Origin of the sequence: Methanoculleus sp. UBA374 (assembly GCA_002508705.1) — an archaeon.
Taxonomy (GTDB): Archaea; Halobacteriota; Methanomicrobia; order Methanomicrobiales; family Methanoculleaceae; genus Methanoculleus; species Methanoculleus palmolei.
The window spans coordinates 104,347-122,050 of sequence record DAYL01000033.1; the positions used below are offsets into that span (position 1 = coordinate 104,347).

Consider the following 17,704-nt stretch of genomic DNA (forward strand, 5'->3'; position numbering starts at 1 on the left):
CCCGGTGGCGGATCATGGGAGGAGATCGTGTTGTCGCGTCGCGAGACCCCCAGGGCGGCCCCGCGAAAAAAAGTTGGTTAGATGAACCGAGGCTTTTTGGAGAGGAGCCTCGGGGTGTAGAGCGGGCGGAAGGGCTTTCCGGTGGTCTCCATCTTCACCGCCTGGATGAGTTCGTCTTCGCTCATCGACTCTTTGTAGGGCTTCTTATTCTCCGAGAGTCTCCGAACGGTGACCGTGAGCCGGCCGGTCTCGGCCTCCTGGTCTCCGATCACCGCAACGTAGGGCACCCAGTCCATCCCGGCTTCGCGGACCTTCTTGTTCACGCTCTCGTCCCGGTCGTCGACGTCCGCCCGGAGGCCGGCGGCGTTCAGGCGGGTGCCGATCTCTTCGGCAAAGCAGACATGCCTTCCCGCCACCGGCACCAGCCTGACCTGGGTCGGGGCGAGCCAGGTCGGGAACGAGGGGACCTCCTCTGTAGCGGTGTTTTCGAGCATCGCGCAGATCACCCGCTCAAGCGAGCCCGTCGGCGAACAGTGGAGGATCGGGGGGTGGACCTCGGCGCCCTCCGGGGTGTAATACTTGATGTCGAACCGGTCCGCACTCTCGACGTCGATCTGGACCGTCGGGTTCTCGATGGGTCTCCCCTGTGCGTCGATCGCCGCAAGATCGACCTTTGCTATCCAGTAGTGGCTCCGCTCCGAGAGGAGCTCAATGAGCATCGGCACACCCGACTTTGCAACGATCTCCTTTACCCAGAGTTCGTACTGGTCGAAGAAGTCCCGGGTGCATCGGAAGGCTCCCACGAGCGGGGTTTCAAGGTCCACACCGCTCTGCCAGCCAATTGCGAGCTGTTCCTCAAAGCTCGCGAGCGCGTCGTCCACGTCGCGGCAGAGGGTGTGCATATCGGGCATCGTGAAGGCGCGGAGGCGCTTCAACCCGATAACTTCGCCCTTCTGCTCGTGCCGGAACGAGTAGGTTGAGAGTTCATAGAGCTTCATCGGGAGGGTGTTCGGCGAGATATGCATGTCGTGCATGGTGCAGAACATCCCGAAGCACGCCGCGAACCGGAGCATCATGTCGCGATTGCCGCTCCTGAACCGATATTGCCGCTCCCCGAACTTGGCGGCGTGTTCCGAGATCGCCCTGTCCCCGAGGTCGTACATCACCGGGGTCTCCACGGGCATTCCGCCGTAATCGAGCACCCGCGCAAGGATGTAGTCGCTGAGGAGGTCCCGGATCAACTTGCCCCGGGGCATCCAGCGGAGGTTCCCGACGTCCGAACGCGGCTCGTAATCCACGAGTTCCTTCCCGCGCATCAGGTCCACGTGAACCGGCTCGCCTCCCTCCTGCCCCGGATGGCCGAGTTCTTTCCTGATCAGGGAGGCAAAACGCGTGTCCTCTTTCAGGTAGTCGTCCACGTTTTTGCGTTCCCCTTCGGGCGTGAGGACAAAGAACTCGTGCTCGATCTCTTTCTTTTCGGCGGCCGCTCCTTCACCGGGTACGATCGTCCGGGAGAGTTCCGAGAGCGGGTGGCCCTTGCAGGAGATCGAGAAGGCCTTGTACCAACCGAACGGTGCGCGCTTCACAACAAAGCCGCCCTTCCTCGCGAGGGCGTCCTCGATACCCCGGAGAGCGCTCACCGCCGCTTCCGGCGATGCAAGGTCGGCGGAGAGGTGGGCATAGGGGTAGATCATGATATTGGTAGTGCCGAGCTGCCCGGCGGTGGCGACAATCTCGTCTACCGCCTGCCTGACGGCATCCTCGATGTTCTCCTCGTCGACGGACTCAACCGCGCAGAAGACGGTGAGGGCCTCATCGAGAGCGTCTTTTGGGACGACGTTCTCTTCGGCGACCTTCGTCTTCTTCCGGGTCTCGTATTCGATATGATCAGAGTGGATTAGAAGAAGTCGCATTGCTATCCCCAGTTGAACCGTTTAATATCTGTTTTCCTGCTATATAGTGCATAATGCTCTTCGGGTGAGATCATGGAGCATCCCGCCCGTTTCCTCCCCGCCGGATGGGGCGGCGGGGTGCGGCTTTGTCCGATTGTCGGCGACGTGAATCACGCGCGGCGCGCGTTCTCATGGTAGCGGGAGAGGGTCGCCTGCTGCTGGTCCATGTACTTCGCGTCCTTCTTCATGTTGTACGGGCGCGCGGCACGGTCCGTGCGGTAGAATACCAGTTGTCCGATCGGCATCCCCGCGTAAACCCGCACCGGCCGGGCGTTCACGTTGCACATCTCGAGGGTGATCGTTCCTCGAAACCCTGCATCAATCCAGCCGCCCGTCTGGTGGAGTTCAATCCCGAGGCGCGCGATGCTGCTCTTCCCTTCGATGCTCGCCACGACATCGTCGGGGAGCTCGATCGTCTCCAGGGTCTCGGCGAGGAGAAATTGCCCGGGGCGAAGGACGATTGAGTCGGCCACCGTCTGCTCGGTGTTCGAGCAGACGCTCTCTTTTTCATAGGGGTCGATCACGGAGTCTCCCGGAACATACCAGACGAAGTGGGAACCGAGTCTGATATCGAGGGAATTGGGCTGGATCAGGCCGGGGTCGTAGGGATTCACCTTGATATACCCATGCCTGATGCGGTCTTCGATCTGCCAGTCGACAAGAATCATTCTTCTAGATCTCTCCCGCAAACTATTCTTTGTTTTCGAGATGCCACTCCGTCCGGCGCATCAGCCCGTGAAGCGTGCTCACCTCGCGGGTGGTCAGTTTCGTCCGGCCGAGCACCCGGTGAATGAGGATCATTGTGTTCTCCCGCTTGAAGTCCGGGTGATCGATCCGGTCGAGGAACGCATCGAGGTGCCGGTAGAGCGACTCCATCTCGGTGGGTCCCGCGAGGGGGTAGGTCCCACGGGGCAGGTTTGCAAGTTCGTAGCAGAGGATGCCCACTGCGTGAGAGAGGTTGAGGATCGGGTAGACCTCCGAGGTCGGGATGGTGCAGATGAGGTTTGCCCGTTTCAGTTCCTCGTTTGAAAGCCCCCAATTCTCCCGCCCGAAGAGGATCGCGACCGTTCCGTCTATGTCGGCGACGGTCTCCCTGACTTCCGTCGGGGTGTAGTAGGGCAGCCGCATCGGGGTGCAGACCGATTTGCTGACCTCGCCGGTCGTCGCGACCACGAAGTCGAACTCCCGGTAGACCTCGTCGACCGTCATCCAGCGGGCGTTGTCGAGGACGTCGCGGGCATGAGAAGCGCGCATGACCGCGTCGTCGCCGAGCGGACAGGGGTTGACCAGCACCAGCCGGGTGAATCCGAAGTTCTTCATAACCCGGGCGGTAAACCCGATATTCCCGTCGTAGAGGGGCTCGACCAGGACGATTGAGACTTCAGGCATATCTCACTGTATCGCTCGAACCGTCGCCCGGAGCACATCGATCCCTTCCTCGTAGACTGCATTTCCAATGACGATCGTGTCGGCGATGCGGCCCATCTCCGCCGCCTGCTCCGCCGAACGGATCCCGCCGCCGTAGTAGAGGGTAGCGTTCTCAACCGCATCGGCTGCCGCCTGCACAATTTTTGGGTCTCCGTAAGTCCCGCTGTACTCGATGTAGACGATCGGGAACCGGAAGTACCGGTCCGCCACCTCCGCGAATGCGGCCACATCCTCCCCCGAGAGACTGCAGTCCGCCCCCGTCACCCGCCCGACGGCGGAGTTCGGGTTGAGGACGATGTAGGCCTCGGGCACCACCATCTCCCAGTCGATGCCGCTCGCGTGACGGAGCCAGGCGTGGTGTTTCCCGACGATCCAGCGGACGTCGTTTGCGTTCATCACGCTCGGCACAAAGAGGTGGTCGATCGCCCCGTTGAAGATGGCGCAGTCGGGGCTTGCCGGTTCCACCACAAGCGGCAGCCCGTAGGAGGAGACCTGGTCCAGGAGTTCGCAGAGGTTCTCCTGCGTCACGTTCAGGGTGCCCGAGAGCATCAGGGCATCGGTCCCGCTCGTTGCGATCTCCTCGATGACGTTCCGCGGGAGGTGTTTGTCGGGGTCCAGTTTCGTCACATGTGCCCAGGTCTTCCAGTTCGCGTGCATGGTGTCACTTCAGATGGCTGATGTAGTCGTGGAGTCTGGCCTTCGGGATGCCGGTGATGGAGGAGACCGCCTCCGCGTCGGCTTCACGGAGCGTCGCGGCGTTGTAGATGCCCGCAAGGTAGAGCCTCTCCACGGTCGCCTCCCCGATGCCCGGAATCGCCAGCAGTTCTTCCCGCCCGCGTTCGAGCGCTGCTTTGGTGACCTTTGCCGGGGTGGGGCGTCCGAGGTACCTGCAGACCATATCCACATGCTTATGTACGGTTTCCGGATTAATGGCGGTTTTGCTTGAGAGGTAGGGGATGGGGAGATAGCAGAAGTCATCGGGGCTCCCGACCTCTCCGGCCAGATACTTCTTCAGGCTGACCGCGGGAACTCCTGCTTCCCGGAGGGTGCGCTCGTTGCAGAGTGCGCGGGCCGCCTCGAGGAGTTCCGTTGCCGCCGCATCGCCGATGCCGGCCTTTTTCAGGACCGCAGGGTCCGCACGGGAGAGCGCGGAGATGTCGCCGATCCCCTGTTCGAGGAGATTTTTGTTGATCTTCGCGTGGCTCCGGCCTTTCCTCGGGGGGACGATCTTCCGGATGAACTTCCGGAGTTCCGATCGGCGCCGGAGGATATCCAGCGCGTCTTTTGCCTCCTCTATGAGTCGTCCGGCCTCATCGCTTCCGACACCGAGGGCGTCTGTGAGGTTGCCGGGCTGCATTCCCGCGATCTCGGAGACCGTGTAGATATGGCGCGCGTGCAGACGCTGCACGAGTTCGTCGGTCATCGAGGGCATCATCCGGAGCGCCTCGACGTTCGAGGCGATGTGGCTGCAGAGCGGACAGCCTATCGTCCACGGGGGGGAGCCTTTCCGGATCAGGCGGACGTGGGAGAGCCCGTGCTCCGGGCAGGTCTCCTCCGTCCGGATCGCCCGTCCCCAGATGCTGCCGGGCAGGCTGATGTTGAACCGGCACTCGGGGTAGCCGGTGCAGCCGATGAACTGGGAGGCGCCGAGGTGTCGGATCCGGAGGTCGCGGCCGCAGACGGGGCAGGGGCCGACGGTATGCTCCTCGGCGGTCTGCTCCATGATCTCCTCGCCGATCTCCTTCTCGTGCTCCTCGAGTTTGTCAAAGACCCGGTGGAGCATCTCGCGGGACTCGTTGACGACGTCTTTATGGGAGCGCTGCTTCTGCTTGATGAGTTGCATGTGCTCTTCAAGCGTCCGGGTCATCTCGGGCTCCGTGATCGTCTCCGCGTGGTTGTCGAGCGCTTCCGTGACGGCTCTGCCGACGAGCGTCGGGCGGAGGGGGTTCCCCTCCACGTAGCGGCGGGAGACGAGTTTGCCGATCACTTCGTGCCGGGTGCTCTTCGTGCCGAGGCCGAGTTCCTCCATCACCTGAATGAGCCGGCTCTGGGAGTAGCGCGCCGGCGGCTGAGTCTGTTTCTCCTCAAGGTTCACGCTTTTAATCGGCAGGCGTTCGCCCGGGGAGAACGCTGGAAGGATATTCTCCTTCGCCTCCGAGTAGGGGTAGACCCGGCGCCATCCGGCGGAGACGAGCCGTCCGCCCGTTGCCGTGTAGGGTTCGCCGGACGCATCGAAGAGGCATTTGGTGGTCGCCCACGTCGCGTCGGGGGAGAGGGTCGCGAGAAACCGCCGGACAACGAGTTCGTAGACCTTCCACCGGTCGGAGCCGAGGGCCTCGCGTGCGGCGGCGCCCGTGGGGTGGATCGGCGGGTGGTCGGTGCTCTCCTTCTTGCCGCGCGTCGGGACCGGACGCCGGTGCTGCTGTACCCAGGCGATATCCGCATCGAACGCCCCCCCCCTGAGCGCTTCAAGGATACCGTTCAGGTTCAGGGACTTCGGGTAGACCGTGTTGTCGGTTCTCGGGTAGGAGATGTAACCGTTCATGTAGAGGTCTTCGGCGATCCGCATCGCGTTCGCCGCCGAGAGGCCCAGGCGGCTTGCCGCGACGATGAAGGCCGTGGTGTCGAACGGCGTCGGCGCCCGGTCGGTCTTCTGCCCCTCTTTTACATCCGTGACCACGAGCGGCTCCTTTGTCCCTGCTTCGGCGGCGAGGGCCGCGTCGTGGTCGGTGAACCGCCCGGCGGTATGCCGCGCCTCCACCGGCACTCCGTCCTTCTCGGTCGCAAGCGAGAGCATCCAGTAAGTCTGGGGGACGAAGTTCTCGATCTCGCGCTCCCGGTCGACAATCATGGCAAGCGTCGGGCTCTGGACCCGGCCGACGGAGAGGATGTTCTTGCCGCCCCGCCGGGCCGCGAGGCTGATGAACCGGGTCAGCGACGCTCCCCACATCAGGTCGACCGTCTGGCGTGCCTCACCGGCAGCCGCAAGCGCGAAGTCGAGGTCGGCCGGGCTCTCGAAAGCCGACCGGATCTCCGCCGGGGTTATCGCGGAGAACCGGGCCCGGTTGATCCTGACCGTGGGGTTCACCGCACGGACGAGTTCGTAGGCCTCCTTTCCGATAAGTTCTCCTTCCGTATCGTAATCGGTGGCGATAGTAACGAGGTCCGCTTTCTTTGAGAGTTTCTGGATGAGGTTGACGATCTTCTTCTCGGTCGGCTTCTTGACGGTGCCTGCATCGATGAGGCTTCGCGGGGTGTGGACCTCGCTACGCCAGTTCGTGTAGCCGGGCTCGAAGTCGACCTCCACCACGTGCCCTTTGAGGCCCACCACCGTCTTTGTGTCGAAGGAATAGGTGGTTACGCTCCCTTCCTTGACCGCCCTCACCTTCTCGTTGCCGGCGAGGATCTGGGCAATCCGGTTTGCCGATATATTCTTCTCTGCGATGATCAGATGCATGGCAGATTTACACCCTGTCTGTATCGATACATTCGGATACGATCCGTCCGAGTTCCCGCGGGTCCGCCCTGCCCCGGGTCTCTTTCATCACCTGTCCCACGAGGTAGTTCAGGGCCCCTTTCTTGCCGGCCCGGTAGTCCTCCACCGCCTGCGGGTTTGCAGCGATCACCCCCTGCACGATGGGAGCGTATTCGCTCCCTGTGGCCTTGCCGAGCCCTTCGCGCTTCATGATTGCGACGGGGCTCTCGCAGGGGCTGCCTCGCGCGCAGGCATCCAGCATCTCTCTGAGCACCTGGACGCCGGCCGCATCAGTGATGGTCTCTGTCTTGAGAAGGCCGAGGAGTTCTCGTATATGGCCGGGCGGGACGGCGGCGATATCCATGTCGCGGTAATTGAGCTCCCCGAGGAGGGTGTCGGCCACCCAGGTGGCGGCGAGGACCGGGTCGATCTCGGCGACTTCTTCGTAGAAATCGGCGAGTTTCGGGTCTCCGGTCAGGGTCCGGGCGTGGTTGAGCGATATGCCGTACTCCGCCATGAACCGGTTTTTCCGGGCGACGGGCAACTCGGGGAGGTCGATTGCCGCCACCCAGTCTGCGACACGGAGCGGTCGGAGGTCCGGTTCCGGGAAGTAGCGGTAGTCGTGCTCCTCTTCCTTGCTGCGGGCGGAGGTGGTGATCCCGCGCCCCTCCATGAAGTGCCGGGTCTCTCGCGTCACTTTCTGCCCGCGCCGGAGCAGGTTCTTCTGCCGGGTCACCTCGAAGGTGAGGGCTTTCTCGACCCCTTTGTAGGAGGAGATGTTCTTGACTTCGACCCGTTCGGACCCTTCAAGGGAGATGTTTGCATCGACGCGGAGGGAGCCTTCCCGGTCGCCGTCGAAGACCCCGAGGTACTCGAGGACCGTGCGGAGTTTATTGAGGAACCGGCGGGCCTCCTGCGGAGACCGCATGTCCGGCTCGGTGACGATCTCAAGGAGCGGGATACCGGACCGGTTGTAGTCGACGAGCGAGTATTTCGATCCGCCTGTGACGTGGACGAGTCTCCCCGGGTCTTCTTCGAGGTGCACCCGGGTGATCCGGACGAGCTTCTCGTGCCCTTCGTCGTCCTCGATCTCGACGGTCCCCGCGACCGCGAGCGGTTTGTCGTACTGGGTGATCTGGTAGGCCTTCGGGAGGTCGGGGTAGAAGTAGTTCTTCCGGGCGAACTCCGACTCCTCCGGCACCTGCATATTGAGGGCTTTTGCGACGCGGAGTCCGTACTCGACCGCTCTTCTGTTCACGCGCGGGAGCGCTCCGGGAAGCCCGAGACAGATCGGGCAGCAGTGGGTATTGGGCTCGTCGTCCCGGTAGTCCGTTGAGCACCCGCAGAAGAGCTTCGTTGCCGTCGCGAGCTGGACGTGGATCTCGAGTCCGATGATCGTCTTCATGCCCTCACCTCCTGCTCGTAGGCAAAGGCAGCGTCGACGACGCGCTCGTCCTCAAACGGCCTTCCCATCAACTGGAGACCCACGGGGAGACCGTCCACTCTGCCGCACGGGACCGATATAGCCGGGATTCCGGCGAGGTTCGCTGGCACGGTGAGGATGTCGGAGAGGTACATCGAGAGCGGGTCGGTCTTCTCGCCGAGGCGGAAGGCGACCGTCGGCATCGTCGGGCCGGCGACGATGTCTACTTTGCGGAAGGCCCGTTCAAAGTCCTGCTGGATGTTGCGGCGGGCCAGTTGCGCCTTCGCGTAGTACCTGCCAGCGTAGCCGGCCGAGAGGGCGAAGGTGCCGAGCATGATCCGGCGCCGGACCTCAGGCCCGAACAACTCCCGCCGGAGGTCCTGGTAGGCCTCGTGCCAGGATTTTCTGGTGTCGACCGCCGGACCGTAGCGAACGCCGTCGAACCGGGCGAGGTTCGAGGAGGCTTCGCTCGTGCAGATGACGTAGTAGGCCGCGAGCGCGTGGCGCATGCCGGGGATGCTGACCGGCACCGTGCCGGCCCCGAGGTCTTCGAGGACGCCGACGGCGTCCCGGACGGTCTTTGCGATGCGGGGGTCCACGCCTTCGCCGAAGTACTCCTCCGGCACCCCGACCCGGAGACCCGCGATCTCGGCTATGGGTCGGTGGTTGTAGGGTTTATCGAGCATCGTCGAGTCGTGGGGGTCGTAGTTCGCGATCACCGACATCAGTCTTGAAGCGTCCTCCACCGTCCGCGCCATCGGCCCGATCTGTTCGAGGGAGTTTGCATAGGCAATGAGGCCGTGGCGGGAGACCCGGCCGTAGGTGGGTTTGAGGCCCACGACCCCGCAGAATGCCGCGGGGCACCGGATCGAGCCGCCGGTATCGGTACCGAGCGCCATCGGGACGAGTCCTGCAGCGACCGCGGCGGCGCTCCCGCCGGACGACCCGCCGGGCACCCTTGTTTGGTCGACCGGGTTTCTGGTCGGGCCGAACGCGCTCGTCTCGGTGGTGGACCCCATGCCGAACTCGTCCATGTTGGTCTTGCCGACGATTGCGGCTCCGGCGTTCCGGAGGAGTCCCACGACGTGGGCGTCGTACGGCGGGACGTAGCCTTCGAGGATCCGGGACCCGCAGGTGGTCTCGATACCCGCCGTGGAGATGTTGTCCTTGACCGCGACGGCGACGCCGGCGAGCCTACCGTCGGAAAACGGTGCCTCGCGGCAGGTGGTGATGAATGCGTTGTACCGGTCGTCCGGCGAGAAGTCCAGGGTTCCCGCCACTTACATCACCCTCGGTGCTTTTATAAACCCGTTCTCGGTCGAGCCTGCGTTTACAAGGGCCGCATCCTGCGAGAGGCCCGGCCGGGGCTCGTCTTCCCGGAAGACGTTGGCGGTCCCGGCGGCCGGGGCGCTTTCGCCCTCTACGGTGTCGAGGACCTCAAAGTAGTCGAGGATCGCGTTGAACTGGGTGGTGAACTCCGGCACTTCGTCTTTCGATATGCCGATATCTGCAAGTTCTGCTATATGCTCAATATCGCTCTCAGTGATCATATTCCGCCCTACTGATCTCCGTTAAGTACCCTTGTACCGACTTTTTATAACCGTTCCTACGGGTGAGCCGTTGGATTGTCCGCCAGATTCCGCTCCCGTATTGCATCGCTTTCTTATCGGCCCGGGCGATTTCTGCAGGGATATGCCGTTCTGCAACCACCCGTAAGGGATGCTTTCTCACCCCTCCGCGCACCCTCTCGTCCGCCGGGATCACCCGTGCGGCGCGCACCACCCGGGTATCGAGGTAGGGCATCGAGAAATACACCCCGTGGAGCGCCGCCACCGCCTGGTCCCGCGCCCCCTGGCGTCCGAGGTCTGCAAAGTCCCGTTCGAGGTCCGCAGCGAGGTCGGGGGAGGAGAGGTAGCGGGCGTAGCCGCCGAAGAGTTCGTCGGCCCCCTGTCCGGCGAGGACGCGGGTATGTCCGTGCTCTCCCGCCCAGGCGGCGGCGAAGGCGAGGGTCGTTGCAATCGCTGCGTCTACCGGGTTCGTCGGGTCGGGGATGACCCGGACCACCTGCGCGAGTTTCTCCTCGATCTCTTCTTCGGTCGGGGTGACGATCTCGAGGTCAAGTTCCAGCGCTCGTGCGGCCTTTGTCGCCCATGCGATGTCGTGCGACCCCTCGATGCCCACCGTCACACAGGGGAGGCGGGCGAGGTGGGCGATCAGGCCCGAGTCCACGCCGCCGGAGAAGGCCACCACGCCCTCGTCGCTCCGGAGGTCGACCGCGGTGACAATTGCCTCCTCAAGCGTGCATGGCGGGGGATCGGGGAATATCCGGGCGGCCTCGCGCCCGCCGCAGTATATGGTTCCGGGGGGGACCGGGCCGGGCATGATGCCGAAGGCGTCGCGGGCGATGCAGTCGCCCCGGACGAGGAGGAACTCGCCGCCGCACCGGGAAAGAGACTGCGGCCCCTCTTCGAGCATCCGCTCCACGTCTGCTGGGGAGAGCCGCACCCCGTCACGTTCCATCCAGCCCTTCAGGTTCATGATAGACATATCTCGCAATCCGGCATGGTTGCCATGAGGCGACCGGGTACTGCGCCGCCTCAAAAAACGGATCACCGTCAATGTTTGCATCGGCCAACTATAAATATATGCACAATATTCTCTGTGAAATGTGCCCTATTTCGGGGATTTAGGCTGGATACGGCGTTACCCGGCGGAAACGGCGGCCCGGATCAGGCGCAGCGTCACCTCCGGGTGCGCTGCCCGATCCCGGCTGTTCTCGGGATGGATGTGTAATTGACGATATGGCTTAGATCGCGTTTCGCGGAAGGTGTCTGCAGGTCAGAATCCCCTCGGGCCTCTCTGCGCGTTCTTCCTCTCGCACCACACCACTCAGCTGAGAAGGGGTTTCTCGGTTTCAATCGTGTTCGTCGCGAGTTTCTTCTTGCGGACCACAATCATCGTCATTCCACTGTTTTTTACCCTTCGAGCGGCTCTGATGCCCAAAACGGATCTCACGCATTTGCCATACGATATGGGGTTAATTTCTCTCATGTATCAATTATATTAAATTATATAATTTTACAATCGATAAAAGTTAATATGTTTTTGTTACCAAGTACCGATATCCCAACCTACTGGGGTGTTTTCTGTCGTGCCGGAAAAAGTACGAGAGAAGGTGGAAGTTAAAATGAAATTAAAATTGCAGACAAGCCGGGATTCCGCGGTATCTCCCGTCATCGGGGTGATGCTGATGTTGGTGATCACCATCATCATCGCAGCGGTCGTCTCTGCGTTTGCCGGCGGACTGTTTGGGGGAAACAACAAGGAGACCCCGACTCTCGCCATGGACGTAAAGATCGTAAACTCGGGAAATGCCGCGGATAGCGGATTTTTCGCAACGGTTCTCAGTGTTAGCGAACCGACATCGACGAAACAGCTTAAGTTGACGACATCGTGGGTGGCGACGATGAATGCCAATTCCTCCTATGATTCGGGCACCGTACTCGGATCTACTCCGGATGGAAAGGCGTTCGCCGGAGGCAACACAACCGCGGGCAATGTGACAGCCACAGACGCTGTGCCTTACGGGTTCGGCCCGGGAGTGACCGGGGACGTTAATCTGACAACTTACACTGTTAACCAGTCCTTCGGCAACTTCACGCTCATGCCCGGCACCGGGCTGATCGCCGAACCTGCATCGACTTATTCAGGATATAGTCACATTTCCGGAAGCGACCTTGAGAAGGTCCTCGGGACCGGCTGGGAGCAGCTGCGCCCGGGAGACATCGTCACGGTCCGGGTCATCTACGCACCCACGGGGAAAGCGATCTTTCAGAAAGAAGTGACCGTTTCGGGAGGTTAAAATGTTAAAACGAAATGATACTGCAGTCTCTCCGGTGGTCGGCGTGATGCTGATGCTGGTCGTGACGATCATCATCGCCGCAATCGTATCGGCGTACGCCGGCGGAATTGCAAGCGAACAGAAAAAAGTCCCCCAGGCGATGATTTCCGGTACATACAGCATCTCCAACGGGTTCCAGATCGCTCATAACGGGGGGGACGGCCTTGCCCTGCACGATATGGTCTTCGTGGTCAGGAATGGCCCCATGTTCGGGCCGAATCTCGAGCGGAAGACTGCTCAGGTCCTGGATAAGACGCTGATCGCCGACCGCACGGGCCGGTCCCTCGACAACGGTGACGGGACGTCGGAAGTTACCTCGTTCAGGCCAGGAGATGTCCTGTACATCTCCGCCGAGAACGCGACCGGCAGCCGGCTCCAGCCCGGACTTGCGGATGCCGAGCACCTCTGGTTCAGCAACACCACTAATATCGGAAATGCGTTCTCCCTCGAGGTGAGCGATACCGGGGGGAACCTGATTTCGGTATCGGACGTGGTCATCTCACCATAACGGGAAGTCATGGATGCACAAAATTCGGATGATGAAGGAGGACAGAATATGAAATTGGAAAAGGAAACTGCAGTCTCCCCGGTGATCGGCGTGATGCTGATGCTGGTCGTGACGCTCATTATCGCGGCGGCCATCAGCGCGTTCGCGGGCGGGCTGATCGGGAACAACAACCAGGACGTACCGAAACTCGCTATGAACGTAAAGGTCGTGAATTCCGGATACTGGCAGTCGAGTTACTTCAAGGCGGAGGTAACGGGCGTGGACAAACCCATTGATACGCAGGACCTGAAGATCGTGACGTCCTGGTCAAAGACACTCATCAACGGAACCACGATCAACGGGGGGGCGACGATGGTTCCCGGTGAGACGAATTTCAACGTGACGTTCAACATGAATCCCTGGTCCAATTACGAAGAATGGAGATCCGTCTGTCCCCAGGGGTACGGCCCGGGGGTCGGATTGAACGGAACGGAAAGTGCAAATTTCTGGCCTTATGAGAGGAAGCCAGGTGGACCCGAGTATGTACGTGGGCCTGGACCTGGCTTGAAGGCTTCCATGGCTGAACTTGAAGTTGGAAATTTAACGAATTACTCCTGGTTTGGCAATTACCACCTCCAGGCGGGGACGATCATGTTTGCCCGGCCTTTCGGTGGAGACAAAGGGGGCCAGGGCACAGGACAATTGAGTTTTGACGTGGGTTACGGGATAACCCCTTCGGATGAAGGGAACACCGGCGGCGGTAGATATTACTATGCCTATGGTTATTCAGACAAGGGTCAGACTAAAGCCACCTTCAATGAGACCAGTGTCGACCAGATGGAGGCGGTCCTCGGGTCCGACTGGAACATGCTGCGGGTCGGGGATACCGTTAACGTGAAGGTGATCCACGTTCCGAGCGGGCAGGCCATCTGGCAGAAAGATATCGCTGTGGAGGGCTAACCGATGAAACCCATGAATGAATCGGCAGTTTCTCCGGTGATCGGCGTGATGCTGATGTTAGTCGTGACGATCATCATCGCGGCGGTCGTCAGCGCGTTCGCGGGGGGCCTGACGGGCACGGAGACCAAACCTCCCCAGGCAACCATCCAGGGAACATACGGCGTGTCTTCGGATATTCTCCAGCTGTACCATGCCGGGGGGGACGAACTGTCGACGCAAAGGATCATCCTCAAGTTACAACAGAACGACGACGACTTCGGAGGGTACCAGAGCCTTTTCACCCAGGAAGGTAGGGTTGGGGTAGGGCTGCACATCCTGAACAAATCCGAGATCAGAAATTCAAAGGGGGACCCCTGGCTTAATGCAACGACCGGTCAATCCACGGTCCCCGTATTCCGGCCGGGAGAGACGATGTCCTATAACGCAGAAATTAGCACACAGCTCGGCAGCGACGCCGTCGGGAAGTCCCTGTTCCTCGAAGTGGTCACAACCGACGGAACGCTGATCTCAAAGAGCAAGGTGATGATCGGCCCATAGGAGAGAGATCATCCTCAACAATTTTTAATTTCAGGAACGGTTTTCCTGGTAACCATTATCTTTTGAGTTAGCGTGATGCGAAGAACGAGAGAAGGATGAGGTTCAACACCGCTCAATTCCTTAACATTATTGTAAGATGAACGAAGCGTCCGATCCCTTCTGGAAGACCGCCGGGGATGCCCGGCAGTATGACGAGTTCACCAGAACGACGTTCGCCGTAATCTACCCGGTCATCGCCGGGCAGGTCCTGGAACGAACCGGGATTTCACGCGGCACCTGCCTTGACGTTGGGTCCGGGCCGGCCCCGCTCGCAATCGCCCTTGCCCTCCAATCGGATTTCCTGGTCACTGCCCTCGACATCTCGCCCGGGATGCAGTCGCTCGCTGCCCGGAATATCCGTGACCGGGGGCTTGAGGGCAGGGTTATCCCCGTGCTCGGCGATGTTCGCGCGATCCCTGCAGACGGGGAAACGTTCGACCTCGTGGTGAGCCGTGGTTCTTACCATTTCTGGGAGGATCTCCCCGGGGCGTTCCGGGAGATCTACCGGGTCATGAAACCCGGCGGCATGGCGTATATCGGCGGGGGATACGGCAGCCCGGAGGCCAGAGAGAGCGTCCTTGCTGGCCGGAAGGAGCGCGGGATCGTGGACGACCCGGACAACCCGTCCAGGCCGCGGTTCCGGAAGTTCCGGCCCGGGGAGATCGAAGATTCGATTGAAGCCGCCGGGATCGGGGATTACCGGATCATCAACGATGATTCCGGTTTCTGGATACTGTTCGGTAAATGATCCCGGTCGCTCCGGGGGATATTCCGCGCGAAGTTTTTCCCCGGGCTTACGCTGTAAAAACTGATTCTCAAACGAGACGTCCGATACCGGTCTACTGTTCTTCAAGGCACCCGACGTTGTACTTCCTCTGGTGCTTCCGGAGAGCCGTCTCCATATCCGGCGCGTTCATCACATCATATTCGAACCGTGCCGGGTCGCTGATGGCAACGGACATCGCAACATTGATCCCGTTCTCAAAGAGTACGTCCGGGATCAACTGCGCACTCGAGCCGTAAAGCGCACGGATTCTGGCATGTTTCGCGTACCCGACGACTTCTTCAAAGGTGCCGTTGACGAGCGTAGAACCGGTGATGATGGCAATATCAGCATCGTTAAGGACTTCTTTGTTTTCCCCGGCCGGGTGGACCATGATACCGGCCGGCCCGTACGTGATCATGTCGCCGACAATCGTTGTCCGGAATGTCTCCGGCGGCCTCTGGTCGGTGACGTGCAGTTCGCGGCACCTTCCCGCATAACTCTTCACCAGCCCGCCGTACCCGACGATGACCATCGTATCGTCGTTTTTTACCATGTCCTTGATATCGAGTCCCACAGAAAATCCCTTAGAGACGAGCATGTCATCGGTGACAAACGGCTGGGAGATTGCATTGAGCGCAGCAAGAGCAACGGAACGGCTGCCGATACGGGGATCGTCAAGGCCCGCGGATGCAACCTCGAAGAGGGGTCTCCCGACAAACGATCTCAAAAAATTCAGGTCCTGCATGGTTTCTTCGGTGCCATAGAGTGGGTTGTTGTCCACAAAACTCATGGCAACCCCAGAGCACCCGCCGGTCCCGATCACAGCATTCCAGCCCGGGTTGAGGCCGAAGTTCCTCACCGTCGGTTCCGGCAGGTCGAGCCTCCGGTATTCGGCGAGGAGTTTTACGTACGCCTTTTCAAGAATTGTTGCGGAAGTATCGTGTATCATTGTCCTGATCTCTGAAGTCCCGGTTACCGGGAGTTACCTGCTTCGTGGAACATCGTACCAGGCGAAAATCTGGTGGGAAAAGGAAGGGTGATCCCATACCCGGATCACCTTCAGTCCGCCTCTGTATAATACGATCCCCGTGCGCAATTGCCGCACAGGATCGTCTCTTCCGTCACGATCTCCTTGTCGTCCAGGATCATTTCGCCGCATCTGCTGCAGCGAGCCCGGTGTTTCGGGAGGCCGGGAAGGTCCCCGTCCGGGATCACGACCCTGACTTTCTGCACCCTGAAGAGATCGTCCTCCGGTGCGTCACGCAGAATTTTTCCTGCTTCTTTCATTGCTTCGGGACCGGATTTCTCTGTCCGCTTCTTCTCCAGGACCGAGACCCTGACGGCATCCTGTGTCGCGAGGTTGATGAACGTGGCGGCAAACTTGCCGTAAGGCAGGTATTTTAGAGTACGATGACCGAGTGAGCACCCCGTGATCGCCTGGATTGCATCCGCAATGCAGCGATCGATCTCTACGTACACGATAAGATCTCTGTTTCTTATCATCGGGTCCATGTGGAGCTCCCGCATCCCGATCATCGTCATCCGGGTCCCAAGTATGATCCCGGCGCACATATCGCCGTGGAACTCTTTTGCCCGTGCCAGAAGGAGATCGATGTCAGCCATCGTTTCTCCTGGCTCCTGTCATCCGTTCCAGCAACTTCATGGTGTATATATCTCGGGCGAGTAAACAAATAGTTTTTGATATTCCAATAAAGTTAAATAAATATCCTTATTTGTCCGGGAGTGAAACCAATATCCAGTCCATTTCGCGCCCGACTGTTCCCAGGCGAAGAACTGGACCCCCGAATCCATTAGGGTGACTGGAATGAACGAGGATATTGTACAAAACAATGAATTAGACGAAATGTCGGTGTACAAAGAAACTGTACAAAAGAGTGGATTAAGCAGAATAACAGATTACTTCTCTTTGCGCGACTGGGGAGTGATCCTCCTTCTTGCGTTCCTCGCATTCGCGACGAGCAGTTACGGGCTTCCCCATATCCTTCCGGGAGGGACTGCTCCGGGGCTGGTCCATGGATTCTTAAAATTACCCGGCCCGGGAGCGGGTATCTTCATCAGCAGCGCCTTTGTTTGCCTCTGGTTCGTCTTTGGCCTGCTCGTGACCAGAAAATTCTGGACCGCGATCTCCATGGCCGTCCTGATCGTGGTCTTCCGGCTAGGAGCCGGACTGGTCACAGGGACCACACCGCGCTTAGACCTCCTGTTGATCGTCGTTGCGATTATCATCTCGTGTATCGGGCTTCTTCCCATCGAGAAAAAACCCTGGCAGAACATCTTCCCCCTGTTTATTGGAATCATGGGGGTCATTCCCCTCGTCCTGATGCTGACCGGGAACGCCAAGATGGGCGAGAGCGGAGCGGTTGCAACGGTTTTCCCCCTGGGGTATGCCGTGACCGGGATTCTCGCCCTCGCCCTCGCAGTCATCTGCTGGTTCTTCCCGATGAAGTACGTTGCCGGTGCAGGATTGGCTGAAATATTTTACATCGTCTATTGCTGGCTTTTCAACGGGAAGAGCGGTTTTGCGACCTGGGTCCCGGTACCGGCTGCAATCCCCGCCCTGCTCGCCTTTGCCCTGGTCTGCGGGGCAGTGATGGCGTTCCTGGCATACTGTGTATACGTTCTTTTCCAGGCCTATCGGGGAGAAGGCCCGCTGGCACAGTTTAACCAGTGAAGACAGGAGGGATCACATGATGCAACTGCTTTGGGATGTGCTCC

Annotated in this window: 17 protein-coding genes; 6 read left to right on the top strand and 11 right to left on the bottom strand. The window is 60.4% G+C overall.

Annotation, left to right across the window (positions count from 1 at the left end; translation table 11 throughout):
* Positions 1-77: 77 nt before the first annotated feature.
* The 9 genes from BRA42_RS12130 to BRA42_RS12170 form a co-directional block, all read right to left on the bottom strand.
* Positions 78-1,913, bottom strand: a complete 1,836-nt coding sequence (locus BRA42_RS12130; protein ID WP_342770293.1) for a threonine--tRNA ligase — start codon at positions 1,911-1,913, stop codon at positions 78-80.
* A gap of 149 nt (positions 1,914-2,062) precedes the next feature.
* Positions 2,063-2,620: a dCTP deaminase gene (dcd, locus tag BRA42_RS12135; protein WP_292406213.1), complete on the bottom strand. Its 558-nt coding sequence runs from the start codon at positions 2,618-2,620 to the stop codon at positions 2,063-2,065.
* 22 nt (positions 2,621-2,642) lie between these two features.
* Positions 2,643-3,341, bottom strand: coding sequence for an RNA methyltransferase (locus tag BRA42_RS12140; RefSeq protein WP_292406216.1), 699 nt, complete (start codon positions 3,339-3,341; stop codon positions 2,643-2,645).
* Between the two features lie 3 nt (positions 3,342-3,344).
* The gene (locus BRA42_RS12145) at positions 3,345-4,037 is read right to left on the bottom strand and encodes a phosphoglycerol geranylgeranyltransferase (RefSeq protein WP_292406219.1); all 693 of its coding nucleotides are present in this window, start codon (positions 4,035-4,037) and stop codon (positions 3,345-3,347) included.
* Between the two features lie 4 nt (positions 4,038-4,041).
* Entirely contained in the window at positions 4,042-6,837 is a 2,796-nt protein-coding gene (locus tag BRA42_RS12150) for a DNA topoisomerase I (protein WP_292406222.1), read from the bottom strand.
* Between the two features lie 7 nt (positions 6,838-6,844).
* Positions 6,845-8,260 (bottom strand): Asp-tRNA(Asn)/Glu-tRNA(Gln) amidotransferase subunit GatB, encoded by a 1,416-nt coding sequence (gene gatB, locus BRA42_RS12155; RefSeq protein WP_292406224.1) that lies wholly within the window; start codon positions 8,258-8,260, stop codon positions 6,845-6,847.
* Complete coding sequence (gene gatA, locus BRA42_RS12160) at positions 8,257-9,558, bottom strand: Asp-tRNA(Asn)/Glu-tRNA(Gln) amidotransferase subunit GatA (RefSeq protein WP_292406227.1); 1,302 nt, start codon at positions 9,556-9,558, stop codon at positions 8,257-8,259. The genes gatB and gatA overlap by 4 nt, the downstream gene beginning before the upstream one ends.
* Entirely contained in the window at positions 9,559-9,828 is a 270-nt protein-coding gene (gene gatC / locus BRA42_RS12165; protein WP_292406230.1) for an Asp-tRNA(Asn)/Glu-tRNA(Gln) amidotransferase subunit GatC, read from the bottom strand. It lies immediately after the preceding gene.
* Positions 9,818-10,825 carry an asparagine synthase C-terminal domain-containing protein gene (locus BRA42_RS12170; RefSeq protein WP_342686008.1) on the bottom strand — a complete coding sequence of 336 codons (1,008 nt, stop codon included), beginning with the start codon at positions 10,823-10,825 and terminating at the stop codon, positions 9,818-9,820. The genes gatC and BRA42_RS12170 overlap by 11 nt, the downstream gene beginning before the upstream one ends.
* 640 nt (positions 10,826-11,465) lie before the next feature.
* Here BRA42_RS12170 and BRA42_RS12175 point away from each other — a divergent pair.
* From BRA42_RS12175 to BRA42_RS12195, 5 genes are all read left to right on the top strand, one after another.
* Positions 11,466-12,140 carry a type IV pilin N-terminal domain-containing protein gene (locus BRA42_RS12175; protein ID WP_292406236.1) on the top strand — a complete coding sequence of 225 codons (675 nt, stop codon included), beginning with the start codon at positions 11,466-11,468 and terminating at the stop codon, positions 12,138-12,140.
* A gap of 1 nt (position 12,141) precedes the next feature.
* Positions 12,142-12,687, top strand: coding sequence for a type IV pilin N-terminal domain-containing protein (locus tag BRA42_RS12180; protein ID WP_292406239.1), 546 nt, complete (start codon positions 12,142-12,144; stop codon positions 12,685-12,687).
* A 48-nt stretch (positions 12,688-12,735) separates the two neighbouring features.
* Positions 12,736-13,626 carry a type IV pilin N-terminal domain-containing protein gene (locus tag BRA42_RS12185; RefSeq protein WP_292406242.1) on the top strand — a complete coding sequence of 297 codons (891 nt, stop codon included), beginning with the start codon at positions 12,736-12,738 and terminating at the stop codon, positions 13,624-13,626.
* A gap of 3 nt (positions 13,627-13,629) precedes the next feature.
* Positions 13,630-14,163 carry a type IV pilin N-terminal domain-containing protein gene (locus tag BRA42_RS12190; RefSeq protein ID WP_292406245.1) on the top strand — a complete coding sequence of 178 codons (534 nt, stop codon included), beginning with the start codon at positions 13,630-13,632 and terminating at the stop codon, positions 14,161-14,163.
* Positions 14,164-14,299: 136 nt separating this feature from the next.
* Positions 14,300-14,950, top strand: coding sequence for a class I SAM-dependent methyltransferase (locus BRA42_RS12195; protein ID WP_292406248.1), 651 nt, complete (start codon positions 14,300-14,302; stop codon positions 14,948-14,950).
* A gap of 91 nt (positions 14,951-15,041) precedes the next feature.
* On the opposite strand, the gene BRA42_RS12200 is transcribed toward BRA42_RS12195, so the two are convergent.
* Both BRA42_RS12200 and BRA42_RS12205 read right to left on the bottom strand, forming a co-directional pair.
* Positions 15,042-15,917, bottom strand: a complete 876-nt coding sequence (locus tag BRA42_RS12200) for a Rossmann-like domain-containing protein (RefSeq protein WP_342770296.1) — start codon at positions 15,915-15,917, stop codon at positions 15,042-15,044.
* Positions 15,918-16,027: 110 nt separating this feature from the next.
* Positions 16,028-16,591 (bottom strand): FmdE family protein, encoded by a 564-nt coding sequence (locus BRA42_RS12205; protein WP_342771149.1) that lies wholly within the window; start codon positions 16,589-16,591, stop codon positions 16,028-16,030.
* A gap of 304 nt (positions 16,592-16,895) precedes the next feature.
* On the opposite strand from BRA42_RS12205, the gene BRA42_RS12210 reads away from it, so the two are divergent.
* A complete protein-coding gene (locus BRA42_RS12210) occupies positions 16,896-17,660 on the top strand; it encodes a hypothetical protein (RefSeq protein ID WP_342686009.1) in 765 nt (254 codons plus the stop codon).
* Positions 17,661-17,704: the final 44 nt, after the last annotated feature.

What these genes read in the sequence shown, in the direction of transcription:
- BRA42_RS12180 (WP_292406239.1), top strand. Translation starts at nt 12,142, where the DNA reads ATGTTAAAACGAAATGATACTGCAGTCTCTCCGGTGGTCGGCGTGATG.
- BRA42_RS12175 (WP_292406236.1), top strand. Translation starts at nt 11,466, where the DNA reads ATGAAATTAAAATTGCAGACAAGCCGGGATTCCGCGGTATCTCCCGTC.
- BRA42_RS12170 (WP_342686008.1), bottom strand. Translation starts at nt 10,825, where the DNA reads ATGTCTATCATGAACCTGAAGGGCTGGATGGAACGTGACGGGGTGCGG.
- dcd (WP_292406213.1), bottom strand. Translation starts at nt 2,620, where the DNA reads ATGATTCTTGTCGACTGGCAGATCGAAGACCGCATCAGGCATGGGTAT.
- BRA42_RS12195 (WP_292406248.1), top strand. Translation starts at nt 14,300, where the DNA reads ATGAACGAAGCGTCCGATCCCTTCTGGAAGACCGCCGGGGATGCCCGG.
- BRA42_RS12185 (WP_292406242.1), top strand. Translation starts at nt 12,736, where the DNA reads ATGAAATTGGAAAAGGAAACTGCAGTCTCCCCGGTGATCGGCGTGATG.
- BRA42_RS12205 (WP_342771149.1), bottom strand. Translation starts at nt 16,591, where the DNA reads ATGGCTGACATCGATCTCCTTCTGGCACGGGCAAAAGAGTTCCACGGC.
- BRA42_RS12190 (WP_292406245.1), top strand. Translation starts at nt 13,630, where the DNA reads ATGAAACCCATGAATGAATCGGCAGTTTCTCCGGTGATCGGCGTGATG.
- gatC (WP_292406230.1), bottom strand. Translation starts at nt 9,828, where the DNA reads ATGATCACTGAGAGCGATATTGAGCATATAGCAGAACTTGCAGATATC.
- BRA42_RS12200 (WP_342770296.1), bottom strand. Translation starts at nt 15,917, where the DNA reads ATGATACACGATACTTCCGCAACAATTCTTGAAAAGGCGTACGTAAAA.
- BRA42_RS12140 (WP_292406216.1), bottom strand. Translation starts at nt 3,341, where the DNA reads ATGCCTGAAGTCTCAATCGTCCTGGTCGAGCCCCTCTACGACGGGAAT.
- BRA42_RS12145 (WP_292406219.1), bottom strand. Translation starts at nt 4,037, where the DNA reads ATGCACGCGAACTGGAAGACCTGGGCACATGTGACGAAACTGGACCCC.
- gatB (WP_292406224.1), bottom strand. Translation starts at nt 8,260, where the DNA reads ATGAAGACGATCATCGGACTCGAGATCCACGTCCAGCTCGCGACGGCA.
- BRA42_RS12150 (WP_292406222.1), bottom strand. Translation starts at nt 6,837, where the DNA reads ATGCATCTGATCATCGCAGAGAAGAATATATCGGCAAACCGGATTGCC.
- BRA42_RS12130 (WP_342770293.1), bottom strand. Translation starts at nt 1,913, where the DNA reads ATGCGACTTCTTCTAATCCACTCTGATCATATCGAATACGAGACCCGG.